Below are 15501 nucleotides of genomic sequence, written 5' to 3'. Positions count from 1 at the left end.
CCATGTACTGGCTCTCCGAGCTCTGCGTCAAGCGGCCCGTGTTCGCGATGATGCTCATCACGGCATTCGTCGTGGCCGGCATCGCCGCCTTCCCCCAGCTGGGGGTCGACCGCTTCCCGAACATGGACCTGCCGACGGTCTACGTGCGGACGACCTACCCGGGCGCCGCCTCGACCGAGGTCGAATCGGAGGTCTCCCAGGTCATCGAGGACGCCGTCGCCACCGTTGCCGGCATCGACGAGCTCCGGTCGATCTCCCGGGACGGCCAGTCCTTCGTGATCGTCACCTTCGACCTCAACCGGAACTCCGACGCCGGCGCCCAGGACATCCGCGACGCCGTGGCCGGCGTGCTCAACCTGCTCCCCCCCGGGATCGACCCGCCCGTCGTCCAGAAGCGCGACCTCGACTCCTCGCCGATCCTCTCGCTGGCCGTCTCCGGCCCCCGATCCGCGAAGGAGCTGTACCTGCTGGCCGACCGCTCGGTAAAGAACGTCATCGAGTCGGCGCCGGGGGTCGGCGAGGTGACGATCTCCGGCGCCGAGGAGCGGGCCATCCGGGTCGAGATCGATGCCCCCCGGCTCGCCTCGCACCAGCTCTCGATCCTCCAGGTCCGGGACGCCATCGCGAGGCAGAACGCCGAGGTCCCCGGTGGCCTGGTGGACGAGGGTCCCCGCGAGCGTGCCCTGCGGACCCTCGGCCGCGTCGACACCTCCGAGGAGTTCCCCGAGCTCGTCGTCTCGACTGTCAACGGCCGGCCGATCCGCCTCCAGGACCTGGGGACCGTGACCGACGGGACCAAGGAGGTCCGCACGGCCGCCCGGCTCAACGGCGCCCCCGCGGTGATCATCCAGGTCCAGCGGCAGTCCGGTGAGAACACCGTCCGGGTGGTCGAGGGGGTCAAGGCCCGGCTGGAACGAGCCCGGGCGATGCTCCCCCCGGACGTGACGCTTGAGCTGATCCAGGACCAGTCCCGCTACATCGTCGCCGCCCTGCACGAGATCGAGTCCCACCTGGTCGTGGGCAGCATCCTCGCCTGCCTGACGGTGCTGGCGTTCATGAGGTCCTGGCGATCGACCATCATCGCCTCGGTGGCAATCCCGGCCTCCATCGTGGCCACGTTCGCCTTCATGAAGATGTTCGGGTTCACCCTGAACAACATGACGATGCTGGCGCTCGTGCTGATGGTCGGCGTGGTGATCGACGATGCCATCGTGGTGCTGGAGAACATCTTCCACTGCATCGAGGAGCGCGGGATGGACCCCTATGAGGCGGCCATCCGGGGGACCCGGGAGATCGGTCCGGCGGTGCTGGCGACGACCCTCTCGCTGATCATCGTCTTCCTGCCCGTCTCGTTCCTTTCCAGCGTGACCGGGCGGATGCTCTACGAGTTCGGCATCACGGCATCGGTGGCCATCCTCGTCTCGATGCTCGTCAGCTTCAGCCTGACCCCCATGATGTGCAGCAAGCTGCTGAGGCCCGGCATGCCGGACCCCGAGCACCCCGGCTCCCGCCGAGGATTCTACGGCGTCATCGAGCGAAGCTACCTCGGCCTGCTTGGCCTGGCGATGCGGTTCCGCTGGCTGGTCCTGATCGTCTCGGTCCTGGTCATCGCGTCGAACATCACCCTGTACAGTTATGTTAAACGAGATTACATCCCCACGAACGTGGACGAGTCGGAGTTCGAGATTCGGGTCGAGACTGGGGAGGGGGCCAGCCTCGTCTCCACCGACGAGGCGATGCGGGTGGCCGAGGAATTCCTGCTCGCCGAGCCGGGCGTGACGACCGTGCTCACCACCATCGGCGGGTGGGGATCGGTCAACCGAGGCCAGATGTTCGTGAGGCTCCAGGACATCGAGTCGAGGACTTTCTCCCTCGGACGACTCTTCCAGGGGCTGCTCAGAGGGGATCCGGGGGAGGCATTCCGGGGGAACTTCAGCCAGCAGGAAAAGATGGTCGCCGTCCGCGAGCGCCTGAAGGTCGTCCCCGGGGTGCGCGTCTCGGTGCGGAACCTGACCTCGTTGCGCCAGGGGGCCCCGGTCGACATCGACTTCTCGATCACCGGCCCCGACCTGATCCAGTTGGCCGCCTTCGCCGACGCCCTGAAGGCACGAGCTGAGGAGATCCCGGGCATTGTCGACCTGACGACCACCCTGCAACTCGACAAGCCGGAGCTTCTGGTCGATATCAAGCGGGAGCGGGCCGCCGTGCTCGGCGTCGACGTGAGGGAGATCGCCGACACGCTCCGCGTGGCCGTTGGCGGCGACGACCGCGTCTCCCGGTACCGCGACGAGACGGTTGACGACGCCTACGACGTCGAGCTGAGGCTCGTCGGCGTCGACCGGAGCGACGTCCAGTCTATCTCGCAGCTTTTCGTGAGGGCCAACCCCAGCATCGATCGCCGGGGGGTCGCCTCGGCCGCCCGGGAGGCTCCTACCGAACCGGTCCTGACCCGGATCGACAACGTCGTCTCCTTCCGGATCGGCAACGCCGCCGCCCGGATCGACCGCCTCGACCGCCAGCGGATGGTCGCCGTCCGGGCCAACGTCGCCCCCGGCTACTCGCTCGGCGGCCGGATTGAGGCTCTCCAGGCCGCCGCTGTCGAGATGGGCATCCCCCCCGAGATGGAGACCCGAGTCCTCGGCGGCGGCCGGGAACTGGAGCGCACCTTCGACGACTTCCGATGGACCTTCGTCCTCTCATTCGTTTTTATGTATATTGTGCTCGCCGCGCAGTACGAGCACCTGATCCACCCCTTCACCATCCTCCTCTCGCTGCCGCTGGCCATCCCCTTCGGCCTGCTCAGCCTGGCCTGGGGCGGGGAGACGCTGAACGTCTACTCGGCGCTGGGGATCCTCGTCCTCTTCGGTGTGGTGAAGAAGGCGGCAATCCTGCAAGTCGATCACATGAACGTGCTCCGGGCTCAGAGTCTCGATCGGTACGATGCGATCATCCGGGCCAACCGGGACCGCCTGCGGCCGATCCTGATGACCACCGTCGCCTTCGTGGCGGGCCTGCTGCCGCTGCTCATCGCCACGGGGCCGGGGGCCGAGGAACGACGGTCGATCGCCGTGCTGACCGTCGGCGGCCAGATGATGTCGCTGCTGCTCACCCTGCTGGCCGTCCCGGTCATCTATTCCTACCTGGATGACCTCAGCGGGCTGTTCCGTCGTCGACCGGCCCCGGCCCGGTCCGAGGAGTCGAGCCTCGAGGCGGATCGGTCAGAACCGGTCCTGTCCTCCTGAGCAGGCCGCCGTCCTCGGCCGCCGCCCGGCCGGTCACGGTCACTCCCCGGCCAGCCAGATGCGTCCCGGTACTCCCGTCGAAACGCTCGATCGAGGGGATCTTGATCGTCCCCACTCCAGCCATCGGTGCAGCGTGCTTCGGCTGATCCCGGTCGCTTGGCAAGCGGTCCCGATGTATGTGTCGGCTCGAAGCGCTTCGAGGAGAAGACGCACGCGCTCGGGATCGAGCACGGCTCATCGCATCTCCTTTCCACCCGAGGAGGCGCGGACCATCGCCAGGATGCCAGCCTTCACGGCTTCGGGCAGAGTCGGCCAAGCCCAGGCGATCTCGGCGAGATCAGGGGGGGATTGGGGGGGGACTGGACGGGAGGTGCATAACGAAGGAGGGGGAATTTCGATGACGGTTGGGGGGGGATGATGGAGCAGCGGATCCGAGGGGTGATGAGCGGCATTCTGGCGGTGGCCGGGGTGGTGCATTTGATTGCTCCGAACGTCTTCATGCCGGCGATGCCGCCGTATCTGCCTTGGCATCTGACGATCATTTATGTGACGGGGGTGCTGGAACTGGCGGCGGCGTTGGGGCTGTGGGTGCCTCGGCTGAGAAGACTCACGGCGTGGTGCCTGGTGGCCTATTTTGTGGCGATTTTGCCGGCCCATGTGCATGTGGCCTGGAATGGGATCGAAATGTTCGGGATTCGTGATCCTGTCCTGCTCTGGGGCCGCCTGGTCTTTCAGGCGGTCTTCGTGGCCGCGGCATACCGACTGACCTGGAAGGAGGAGCAGCGATGATCAGACCTGAGAACAGGGGACCGAGGTCGGGAGCCGCCTGGATGAAGGGATGGCTGCTGGCGGCGGCGGCGTACAACCTGGTGTTCGGGGCCTGGGCGGTGGTCTTCCCGAGTGCCCTCTTTACCTGGGCCGGGATGGAGGCTCCGAATTATCCGGAGTTGTGGCAGTGCATCGGGATGATCGTGGGGGTGTACGGCATCGGCTATGCCATCGCGGCGTTTGATCCGTATCGACACTGGCCGATCGTGCTGGTCGGGTTCCTGGGCAAGATCTTCGGGCCGATCGGTTTTGCTCAGGCGTTGTGGCAGGGATCGCTCCCTTTGAAGTTTGGGGCGATCTTGCTCTCGAACGACCTGGTCTGGTGGATTCCCTTCGCCTTGATCTTGTGGGGCGCGTATCAGGAAGGGATGCGAGGCCGGCGGGAATCGGCCTGTCCGGAAGTGGTGGAGGCGACCTGATCGGCGTTCCGAAGCGAAAGTTCGTCATCGTTCTCCGTCTTCTCCTGGGAATTGTGAGTCCTCGGAAGTCGGTCGAGCCGGTGGTAGGATGAGCGATCGAGAGGGCGGAAGCCCTCGGCCCGGGTCGGCCACCAGTGGCGAGGCGTGGTCTCTCCTTTTTCGGCCCGACCGGCGACGATCGGGGAGCGGCGGACGATGACAAACCGACGGCGATTCCTGGGAAGTGCGGCGTTCCTGGCCGCCTGCGGCACGCGGATGGGAAGACGGGTCGAGGCCTCGGGCGATGAGGGGCCGGCGGCTCGCCAGAGCGAGGGGGACGTGCCGATCATTGATACGCATGTGCATCTCTGGGATCTCGATCGCTTTCGGTTGCCCTGGCTGGAGGGAGGCGGACCCCTGGCCCGGCATTACCTGCCCGACGATTACCGGGAGGCCGCCGAAGGGTTGAACGTGGTCAGAGGGGTCTACATGGAGGTAGATGTCGACCCGGCGCAGCATGTGGCTGAGGCCGAGTTCGTGGTCGATCTCTGCCGTCGAGGGGTCGAGCCCCTGGTCGGTGCCGTCATTGGCGGAAGGCCGGCGTCCGACGCCTTCGGAACCTATCTCGATCGCTTCAGGGACAGCCCAGAGGTCAAAGGGGTCCGTCAGGTGCTGCATGGTGGGGGCACGCCGCCGGGAACGTGCCTGGAGCCGGAGTTCATCCGAGGCATCCGGCTGCTCGGGGAGCGGGGCCTGAGCTTCGACCTCTGCATGCGACCCGGAGAGCTGCGCGATGGCGCCCGGCTCGTGGATGCCTGTCCGGACACGTTCTTTATTCTCGACCACTGCGGGAATCCGAACGTCCAGGCGGCCGACCATTCCGCCTGGCGAGACGATCTGGCGCGGCTGGCCGAGCGAGAGAATCTGGTCTGCAAGGTTTCGGGGATTGTCGCCTCGGCCAACCCGGAGACCTGGACTCCGGACGACCTGGCCCCGATCATCACCCACGTCCTCGATTGCTTCGGCCCCGATCGCGTGGTCTTCGGGGGAGACTGGCCTGTCTGCACCCGAGCCGCCAGCCTTCGCCAGTGGACCGAGGCGCTGAAGGTGGTGGTCGCCGACCGCAGCCTTGTCAATCGCAAGAAGTTGTTCCACGACAACGCGATGCGCGTTTATCGTCTGGCCGATTGATGGGACGGGGCGGGCGTCGGGGGCGCGGGGGCTCGCTCGTGGTGATGGGCGAGCGCCATCCCGATTGGCCCCGATTTTGGACGGGAGTCGGGGTCGCAGTGCGGACCGAATTCCCGATGTTACCGAGTGATCGGTCACTGCGGACCTGACTCGGGAACGGTGCTCGAATCCGTTCCCGACGGAGAGGACGGAGCGGTTGCCCGTCGGAATCGACTCCGGCCGAGATGCTCGGTCGTGGCACGACCGGTCGCCCGATTGTCAGGAGGGGAGGAGGAGGGCGGCCCGCGTCGGGCGTCGTTGTGCGCGAGGGGCATGGGAACGAGGCCCCCGAGCACCGTTTCCGAATCTTGAGCGTGACAGCATCGGCCGGCGACCTGGCTCCGATCAAGAGGTCGAACCGCACGAGTGGGAGACGAGCGATGGATGAGCTGATCTGGTTCCTGATCGTGCTGGTGATCGTCGTTCTGGTGGGGCACGGGATCTGGGTGGCGTTTTGGGCCACGATTCGGGCGATCAGGAGGGCGATCGGTTCGGAACCGCTTCAGCCGGTCACGACTGCGCTTTGCCCCCAATGCGGAGAAGTCTGGGAGGTGCGGCCGAACGGACGCGGCTGTCTTGTCTGCCACTGGCCGGACCCTCCGAGGCCGGACGATTCCCGACAGACCCGAGCATTAGTCGGACAGTTGTTGAAGCGGCTCCGTCGCTACCGAGAGGTCGGTTTGCTCTCGGTCGAGGACTCGGATCGCATCGCGCAGGGGTTGATTGCCGAGTGGGAACAGCTCTCAGGGCCATCGGCCGTTCGTGCGAAGGAACCATCGGCCCCGAGGACGCCCCGGCCGATTGCTCCAGCTCCGATCGAGCAGCCCGAGCCCGTCTCTGCTCCGATCTCGCCGACCGAGCCGGAATTTCCAGGGGTGGAGGGAACGCCTCAGGAGGCGATCACCCCCCGACTGGATGTGGCCGCCCGTGTCCGTGCCTACCGCGAGGCGAAGCAGGCGGAGCCGGAACCCGTTTCCGTTCCCGCATCCGAGGAGCCCGCAGCGACGGGACGCAAGACGAGCCTTGGCGGCCTGCTCGCGGCGTTCATGGAGGAGCGGAACATCCGTTGGGGAGAGCTGGTCGGGGGCCTCTTGATCGTCGGCTGCTCGCTGGCCCTGGTCATCGGCTACTGGGACCGGATTGCCGAGCGGCCGATCCTCCGGTTCGCGCTGGCGAATGGGGTGGTGGCGGCGTTCTTCGGGGTCGGTCGTCATGCCGATCGGCGTTGGGGGCTGGCGACGACTGCGGGAGGGCTCCTCGGGATCGCAACCTTGCTCGTGCCGCTCAGCGTGCTGACGGTTGTGCTGGCCCGAGGAACGGAAGGGGTCGGTATCCCGCTCCTGGTCGGGGAGCTGATCACGCTGACGGGGTTCGCAGTGTTGATCGGCAAGGGGTCGCAGGCGATCCGGGCTTCGGTCCCCTGGGCGACGGCGATGGGAGTGGTCATGCCATCGGCGGCGATTCTGGCGGTCGGATGGTGGGGGCGATCGGGCCTGGAAGGGGCGGCGCTGCTGGCGATCGGTGCCCTGCCCTTGTTGGCCCATGCGGGGGCGACCCTCGGCGCGATGCTCGCGGAGCGTCGCACCCTGGAATTCGATGAGGCGGCGGCGGATCGGCTCTTTCGAACGCTCGGGCTGACGGCCTTCGCCGCGGCGGTGGCGATCGGTGCCTTGTTGCAACGGACTGGATCGACGGTGAGCGTGCTGCGTCAACTGGCCGTACTGGCTCCGCTGGCCGGCATGCCGAGCTTGGCGGCGGGCCTGATGGGATGGAGACAGGCCTCGTCGTCGATGGTCGTGCATCGGATCGCGGGCGGGTCGATCGCCGCGGCCGGGGCGCTGGTGATGCTCGGCGGCGTGGCCCTAGCCTGGCCCGAACCGGCCGGAATGACCGTGGTGGCGGCCGTGAATGCCGCGGTACTGGTGGCCATCGCCCTGGCCTTCGCTTTGCCCGCCGCCCTGGCACTGGGGGGGGCGTCGCTCGCCCTGGCGGCGGTGGTGGTGACGCAGGTGATCTCCGGCGATTTGCCATGGACCGGAGGCGAATCGGCGGAAATGACGGCGGCGCTGACCTCTGCCGGAAGCGGTTCGGCGCTGGTGGGGATTGCCCTGTTCCTCGAGGCGATGGTGGCGGGGAGCGTTCGGCTCGGTCGGACGCTGGAAGCCCGGGCCATTGCCCTGGTTTCGGTCCTGGCCGGTTTGCTCGGGCTGGGCCTGGTGACATGGCACGGCCTGGGGATACCGGGCGATCCGACCGGCGCGACGTGGGCCTATGGTGCCCTGGCGATCGGGGCGATGCTCGGGGCGGTCGTGGCGTCCCGGATGCCTGCGGCGGGCGGCATGGGCCGGTCTGCGGAGCCGGGTGCCCTGGGCTGGGTTGCCTCGGTATTGCTGCTCGCGGCCCTGGTTCAGGGGTTCGTCTTCCGGTATGGCGAGGCGTGGGGCCTGGCGTTGCCCTGGTCGTCGAGCCTGCTCGGACACGCGACGATCGCCGCGCTCGTCCCGATGATGCTCGGGAGCCGATGGCGAGGTTCCGGCGACTTTGGCCCGATCGGGCGGGCCCTGGTTCTCTCCGCCTTCCTGACCTCGGTGGCGGCGGCGGTTCGCCTGGTCTGGCTCGTGCCGACGGCCGCGCCGATGGATCTGGCGGTGCATCTGCTATGGCTCTCGGGCGTCTGGGGTGTGCTCGCCTGGCGGTTCGTGTCGCCGGGGATGTTCTGGGCGTTCCAGGCGGCGATGGCCGGATCGGTGGGCTTCGCGGTGGCGTCGTGGATCGAAGGGCGTCCGTGGTTCGTCGATCAACGTGCCTGGCTCGTTGATGAGACGACGCTCTGGCTCGATCCGCGCACCCTTCAGGCCGAGGGGATTGCCCTGGCCCTGTTCGCCCTGGGCTGGGTGGGCGTGCGGATCGGGATTCGAGCGGTGGCCGAGCGTGGGCAGAAGCCGGATCGCCGGGTGACGGCCCGACGGCTGATGGAGCCCTCCTGGCCGACGTTTGACCGGCTGACGCTCTGGAGTGCCGTGGTGGTGCTGGTCGGCCTGGCCGTGTACGGCGTGGTGCCGGGGGTGGCTCAGGAACTTTCCCCACGAGTGTTTGCTGACCTCGCAGCATTTCAAGGAGGGTACGAGACGATCGAGGGACGGCTTGTGCCGGCGGCCCGGGCATTCGAAATTCCTGGGATCGCCCATGACGCGGCGCTTGGCCTGGGATCGTGGCTCTTGCTCGGATCGGTCCTGCTGACGCTCGTGCTCGGGCAGTGGGAGCGGTTCCGGAGGCTCGACCTGCTGGGAGCGATGCTGGTGGCTTCGATGGTCGTCCCTCTGGCGGCCGGTCGATGGGAAGGGGATGTGGCAGTGGCCTCGGCCCTGCGATGGGGAGGAGCATTGGCCTTGCTGGCGCTCTCGGTGCCGATCTGGGCTCGGGGATGGCTGGGCTCGGTGGCCGATCGGATCGGCTGGCGGATCGAACCCGAGCGGCTGGGCGGGCTCGGGCCAATGGCGATCGGCCTGGTGGTGGCGATCGCCGCCCTGCCTGTGATGGCGATGGCGTCGTTTGTCGCCAGCGCGGCCCTCTGGGTGCATCCGATCGATCCGGACCTGTCGGATCTGTGGGAGTTGGTCGGTCTGGTGTTCATCGTGCTGGCCCTGCTTGGGACTGTGGCCCTCGCGGTTGCCAGGATGTGGGAGACGGGCGAGAAATCAGGCCGATCGGGCGTCATGCGAGTGGCCGGCGGTCTGATGATTGCGATGGGGGCGCTGGCTCTGGTGGCGGTGTCGGCCCTGGTGGTCGGCTCGGTGTTGAGGGGCGATCCGATTCTGGGGCCGTCGCCGGGGTCGTTCTTCGGTCGGATTGGCCTGGCGGCGTCGTACGCGCCGCCGATCCTGCTGGTCGCCCTGACGCTGGTTGGCTACGCGATCCGGGAGCGATCGTCGGGGTTTGCCCTGGCCGGGGGCCTGCTGTTGAGCTTCGGCGCGACGGTCGGGCTGTTGCTCTCGGGAAGGGTGCCGACCGTACCGGACGATCCGATGCTCTGGCTCCGGCTGGCGCAGCTCAATGCGATTGTCGGTTCAGCGTATGCGATCGGCTGGATGGGAGTCGTTGAGGTCGGTCGGCGACGGTGGGAGGTGGAGAAGCTCTCGCCGGGAGGGGCCGCGATGGCGGTGCAGGTGGCCTTGCCGGTCGCGTTTGTGGGGCTCGTGGTGCTGGTCGGCGGGTTTGGGTTGCTCGTCGATCCGTTGCCGATGCCTGCGCGGGAGGCGATTGCCGATCCTGTCGGCTGGCTCGCCGTGATCTTGACCCTCGGCGCGGTGCTCGGCAAGGCGAAGGGGGCTGCCCGCTCGTTCTCGATCGACATGCTCGCTCCGTGGACGCTGGCGATCGGTGCGCTGCTGGCCTTTGGGACGGCCCGGAGCGATGCGGGGAACTGGCTGACCTACCATGCGATGATGATCGTTCAGGCCGTGACGGCGTGCGGACTGCTGCTGGTCGCCTGGAATCGGCGCGGGTTGCGGGCGGCGGTGCCACGCGAAGGGCGCGGCAAGGGCGTGACCCGATGGGCCGCGATCACCACCGGAGTGATTGTTCTATTCGCCCTGCGAGCGTATGAGAGCGACCCGCACGATCCGCTCTGGTGGACGGTCGGGGGCCTGGCGGCCTCGGTCGTACTCTCGACGGCCCTGGCGGGGTGGTCGGCGGGGAGAGGATTCCTGTATGCGGCCGGGATCTTGCAGAACCTGGGAACCACGCTCTGGTGGTTCGGGGATTCGAATGCGTGGCTTGGGGAGACCTTTGATGGGTTTATGATCATAAATATGATCGCCCTGGCTGTGCCCGTACCGCTCTGGCTCGTCATTGAACTGTGGGTGATCCGACCGGCTCGATCGCTCGATTTGCGCCCTGGAGCGGTCCCCTTCCATCGAGTTGCAGCCTGGGGAGCCGTGCTGTCGCTCGTTGTGATGGTGATGTTCTGGGTGCTCGGTGATGCGGCAGGAGGCTGGGATGGGCCGACGCTCGGCCTGGCCTGGCCGGTGACGATCGGCGCGGTGGGGATTGCCCTGTCGGCCGGGTTCTGGGATGAGCGGTCGCGGTCCGAGGTGGCCGGCCTTTACCTTCTCGGGCTTGGTGCGGCGGGTTGGTTCGTGGCCGGGTTTGATCTGCCCGGATCGATGCTCGCCTGGATCGGTGCGGTGGTGCTGGCGGTCTACGCGGTGATTGCCGGAGCCCTCTGGAGCGCCCGGACTGGGTTCCGACGCCTGGGCGACCGCTTGAGAATGCCGCGATCGACCGACACTGACAACCCGGATGTCGGCCTTGGCTGGCTGATCCCGGCGAACATCATGCTCTCGGCGGTGGTGGTGGGACTGGCCTTCGGGGTCGTGTCAACCCATCCGGATCTCGTGCCGCGCTTCTCCGCAGGCAAGGCGGCGTTGGCGACGGCGTTGGCAGTCGGTTTGCTGGCGAGGGGAGAACGGCGATCGATCGTCCGAGCCACGGCGCTCGGGTTCGGTTCGGCGGGGGCGGTGGCCTGGGGATGGGCCTGGATCGATCCGAGTTCGGCCACGGTCGTGCTCGATCGAGGCGTCGCCGTGATGGTCGCCCTGCTGGCATCGGCCGCCGGATACGGAGTCGGACTGGTCAAGATCGCCCCTCGGGCCGTCCACTGGGCCCGAGCCGCCCGGCGACTGGTGCCGCCCTTGCTGGGCCTGGCGGCGGTGGCCCTGGTTGTGGTGATTGGCGGCGAGCTGTTTGCGAAAATTGAGGGATCGGCCGTGGCGATCTCGGCCCCGGGGCTCGTGGCCGTCGCGGTGACGCTGCTGGGAGCGGTGGTCGCGAGTCTCTTCGCGGCGATCGTCCCCGGTCGCGATCCCCTGGGGCTTCCCGAGTCTCGGAGAACGGTCTACGTTTACGGGGCGGAAGGGCTGCTTGCCCTGCTGGCCTTGCACCTGGGACTGACGATGCCCTGGCTGTTCACGGGCATCTTTGCCCGCTACTGGCCGTTGATCGTGATTGGCCTGGCGTTTACGGGGGTGGGCCTGGGAGAGCTGTTCCGGCGCCAGGGGAGGCTTGTGCTGGCCGACCCCCTGGAGCGCACCGGTGCCGTCTTGCCCGTCTTGCCGTTGCTTGGGGCCTTCTGGCTGGAGCCGACGCCGGGAGAGGACACGGTCTTCTTCGTCCTGGCCGGTGGCGTGTATGCGACGCTCGCCCTCTTGCGGTCGTCGATCGGCTTCGGAGCCGTGGCGGCCCTGGCGTTCAACGCGGGGCTCTGGACGGTCCTCGGCCGTCGCGAGGGGTTTGGCCTGATGGAGCATCCGCAGTTCTGGGTCGTCCCGCCGGCCCTCTGTGTGCTGGTCGGGGCGTATTTGAGCCGCGATCGCCTCAGCGCAGCGCAATCGGCCTCGGTGCGCCACGTGGCGGCGGGGGCCGTGTATCTGTCCTCGACGGCCGACCTGATCCTCAACGGCGTGGCGCAGGACCCGTGGCTTCCCCTGGTGCTGGGCGGTCTGTCGTTGCTCGGCATCTTCGCGGGCATTGCGCTTCGGGTGCGGGGGTTCCTGTTCCTGGGCCTGGCGTTTTTGGGATTATCAATCTTTGCCATGATCTGGTACGCCGCGGTTGATCTGCGTCAGACCTGGATCTGGGCCGCCAGCGGGATCGTGGCCGGGATTCTCATCCTCGCGGCCTTCGCCCTGTTCGAGAAGCGGAGGCGAGAGGTGATGGAGGTCGTCGAACGCCTCAAGGGGTGGGAAGCGTGACCCTTTGGCTCGACCGGAGCGGTGGATTCGCTGGTGTGATCTCCGCCGCTCCGATGTCCTGCCGCGTTGCTCCCCAACGCCCATCACGGTTAAACTCGGGTTTGACATGGGAACGTTTCCCAAAGACTCGCCCGATGCCTGCGGTGAGTCTCCGCGATGGGCTCGAGTCTTGTGATCGGGACGCTGCTCAACCATCCGTTTTGCGATGGGGAGAACGCCGCCATGCCGTTTCGATGGTGCTTCGCGATTGCCTTAATGATCTCGGTCCTGCTCCCGGCCTCGGTCGAAGCGGCGGCCCGCCTGGATGAGCCTCGCGAAACGCCCTCGGTGAGCTTCGAGCGTGACGTTCGCCCGATCATCCGCGAGCATTGCCTCCACTGCCACGGAGAGGAGGAACGCCCGAAGGCGGGGCTCGACCTCCGCTTCGTCCGCACGATGCTCGACGGCGGCCTCACCGGCGAGGCGATCGTGCCCGGCGACCTGGAGGGCAGCTTCCTCTGGCATCGGGTCGAGGCCGACGAGATGCCCCCCGGAGACAGCAAGCTCACAAGCGACCAGAAAGCGACCCTTGCCGCCTGGATCGACGCCGGGGCCCCGACCCTCCGACCCGAGCCGGAGGAGATCCCGCCGCCCGGCACCGCGATCCTGTCCGAGGAGGACACCGACTTCTGGTCCTTCCGACCGATCGAGCGGCCCGAGCTGCCCGAGGTCGCCCACGCCGATCGCGTCCGATCACCGATCGACGCCTTCCTGCTTGATCGGCTCGAAGCCGAGGGGCTCGGGTACGCTCCCGAGGCCGATCGCGCCACCTTGATCCGTCGCCTGAGCCTTGACCTGACGGGATTGCCGCCGACGCCCGAGGAGGTGCACGCGTTTCTCCACGACGAGGCGCCCGACGCGTACGATCGCCTGGTCGATCGCCTGCTCGCCAGCCCGCACTACGGCGAGCGCTGGGCGCAGCACTGGCTCGACGTGATCCGGTGGGCCGAGACCTGGGGCTTCGAGACGAATACCGCCCGACCGAACGCCTGGCCGTATCGTGACTGGCTGATTGAGGCCTTCAACACCGACCTGCCCTACGACCGTTTCGTCTTCGAGCAACTCGCTGGCGATACGATTGGCATCGACGCGGCCACCGGGTTCCTCGTGGCTGGACCGGCCAACCTGCCGGGGCAGATCGGCAAGGATGAGGAGTCGATGCGACAGGCGCGCCAGGACGAGCTGGACGAAGTGGTCCGGACCGTCGGCGAGGCGTTCCTCGGGCTGACGGTCGGCTGTGCCCGCTGCCACAATCACAAGTTCGATCCCATCACCCAGCGCGATTATTACACCTTTCAAGCCGTCTTTTCCGGGCTCCGCTATGCCGATCGTCGCTTTCGGGGCCCAGAAAACGATCGTTGGATGGCCCAGGCCGCCGAGGTCGGCGAGACAGTCGCCCGACTCCGCGAGGAACTCGACGCGGAGCGGTCGTCGCTCGGCCTGCAACCGCCGATTACTCCTGAGTCGCACGAGGAACGCTTCGAGCCGATCGAGGCCAGGTCCCTCCGGATTGCCGTTGCGGCCACCCACAACGGCGGTCGAGCGTCACTCGAAGAACTGGAAGCCTGGTCGGCCGGAGCCGAATCGGTCAACGTTGCCCTGGCCGATCGCGGCGCGAAGGCCTCGGCCTCCAGCTTCGCCCTGGAAAACCAGACGCGGCACCCCGACAACCTGATCGACGGCAAGTCCATCGCCGAGGGGTATTTCCCCTGGATCTCCGAGCGTCCAGGACCGGCCTGGGCTCAGATCGATCTACCCGAGGCGGTGACGATCGACCGGATCGTCTGGCGACGCGGGTTCGACGGCTTCCCGGTCGCGTATGAGATCGAGGTGCGCCGCCCCGATGGCTCCTGGATCACCGTGGTCGACACGAGCACCCGGATGGTCCATGAGGAAGACCGACGCGCCGCGGCCGACATTACGATCGACGGCCTTTCGTCCGAGGAGGTCGAGCGCCTCGTCTCCCTCGTGTCGCAGATCCGCGATGGCAAGGCCGAACAGGGACGACTGGCCGCCGGCCCCCAGGTCTTCGCCGGGAGCTTTGGCGCACCGGAGCCGACTTATCTCCTCCGCCGTGGCGATCCGATGCAACGCCAGGAGGAAGTGGAGCCGAATACCCCCACCGTGCTCGGCTCGCTCGAACTGTCGAGCGAAGCTGAGGATCGTCAGCGCCGTGAGGCCCTCGCCCGGCACCTGACGAGCCCCGATCATCCATTGACGGCCCGGGTGATGGTCAACCGCATCTGGCAACATCACTTCGGCACCGGCCTGGTGTCGTCTCCCTCCGACTTCGGCCGGATGGGAGAACCGCCTTCGCATCCGGAATTACTCGACTGGCTGGCCGATGAATTTATCCAGAGCGGATGGTCCGTGAAACATCTGCACCGGGTCATCGTTGCGTCGAGCGCCTTCCGCCAGGAGAGCACGCCACGGGATGAGGCGCTCGCGATTGACGCGGATGCTCGCCTGCTCTGGCGCTTCCCCCCTCGTCGGCTGGAAGGGGAGGCGATTCGCGATGCGATCCTGCTCGCGAGCGGTTCCTTGAATCGGGATATGAGTGGTCCCGGATTTGATTTCTTTAACCAACGGGGTGGATTGTCCGACTACATCCCTGTTGATCATGATGACCCCTCCGGCTGGCGTCGGATGATCTATGCGATCAAGATTCGGATGCAGGCGGTTGATGTCTTCGGCCCGTTCGACTGCCCCGACGCTGGTCAGATGACCCCGAAGCGCACGCAGTCGATCACGCCGATCCAGGCGCTGAGCCTCTGGAACAGCACCTTCATCATGCGGCAGGCCGGTCGCTTCGCGGATCGGGTTCGGGCCGATGCCGGAGCGGACCTCACCGCCCAGATCGACCGGGCTGTCTGGCTCGCGTTGAGTCGACCCCCGACCGAGGTCGAGGCAGAGCAACTCCTGGCGCTCGGCCAGGAACACGGCCTGGATCAGGTCTGCCGCGTGCTCTTGAATACCAATGCGTTTTTGCTCATCGAGTGATTTCAGCAGGAT

Annotated in this window: 6 protein-coding genes; all 6 read left to right on the top strand. The window is 67.2% G+C overall.

Features of this window, described 5'->3' with window-relative positions:
- The first annotated feature begins 2 nt into the window (after positions 1–2).
- Complete coding sequence (locus GA615_RS10805) at positions 3–3242, top strand: efflux RND transporter permease subunit (protein ID WP_152051304.1); 3240 nt, start codon at positions 3–5, stop codon at positions 3240–3242.
- Positions 3243–3683: 441 nt separating this feature from the next.
- The gene (locus GA615_RS10800) at positions 3684–4031 is read left to right on the top strand and encodes a DoxX family protein (protein WP_161602277.1); all 348 of its coding nucleotides are present in this window, start codon (positions 3684–3686) and stop codon (positions 4029–4031) included.
- A gap of 41 nt (positions 4032–4072) precedes the next feature.
- Positions 4073–4489, top strand: a complete 417-nt coding sequence (locus tag GA615_RS10795) for an alkyl hydroperoxide reductase (RefSeq protein WP_152051302.1) — start codon at positions 4073–4075, stop codon at positions 4487–4489.
- A 195-nt stretch (positions 4490–4684) separates the two neighbouring features.
- A complete protein-coding gene (locus GA615_RS10790; RefSeq protein ID WP_152051301.1) occupies positions 4685–5659 on the top strand; it encodes an amidohydrolase family protein in 975 nt (324 codons plus the stop codon).
- A gap of 419 nt (positions 5660–6078) precedes the next feature.
- Positions 6079–12450, top strand: a complete 6372-nt coding sequence (locus GA615_RS10785; RefSeq protein ID WP_152051300.1) for a hypothetical protein — start codon at positions 6079–6081, stop codon at positions 12448–12450.
- A 222-nt stretch (positions 12451–12672) separates the two neighbouring features.
- Positions 12673–15489, top strand: coding sequence for a DUF1553 domain-containing protein (locus GA615_RS10780; protein ID WP_161602276.1), 2817 nt, complete (start codon positions 12673–12675; stop codon positions 15487–15489).
- Positions 15490–15501 lie beyond the last annotated feature (12 nt).

The organism is Tautonia marina (genome assembly GCF_009177065.1).
GTDB lineage: Bacteria > Planctomycetota > Planctomycetia > Isosphaerales > Isosphaeraceae > Tautonia > Tautonia marina.
The sequence above is the reverse complement of the archived record's forward strand: the minus strand, read 5'-3'. Positions and strand labels throughout refer to the sequence as shown.

Coding starts and splice junctions, on each gene's coding strand:
- GA615_RS10800 (WP_161602277.1), top strand. CDS start 3,684: ATGAGCGGCATTCTGGCGGTGGCCGGGGTGGTGCATTTGATTGCTCCG.
- GA615_RS10785 (WP_152051300.1), top strand. CDS start 6,079: ATGGATGAGCTGATCTGGTTCCTGATCGTGCTGGTGATCGTCGTTCTG.
- GA615_RS10805 (WP_152051304.1), top strand. CDS start 3: ATGTACTGGCTCTCCGAGCTCTGCGTCAAGCGGCCCGTGTTCGCGATG.
- GA615_RS10790 (WP_152051301.1), top strand. CDS start 4,685: ATGACAAACCGACGGCGATTCCTGGGAAGTGCGGCGTTCCTGGCCGCC.
- GA615_RS10780 (WP_161602276.1), top strand. CDS start 12,673: ATGCCGTTTCGATGGTGCTTCGCGATTGCCTTAATGATCTCGGTCCTG.
- GA615_RS10795 (WP_152051302.1), top strand. CDS start 4,073: ATGAAGGGATGGCTGCTGGCGGCGGCGGCGTACAACCTGGTGTTCGGG.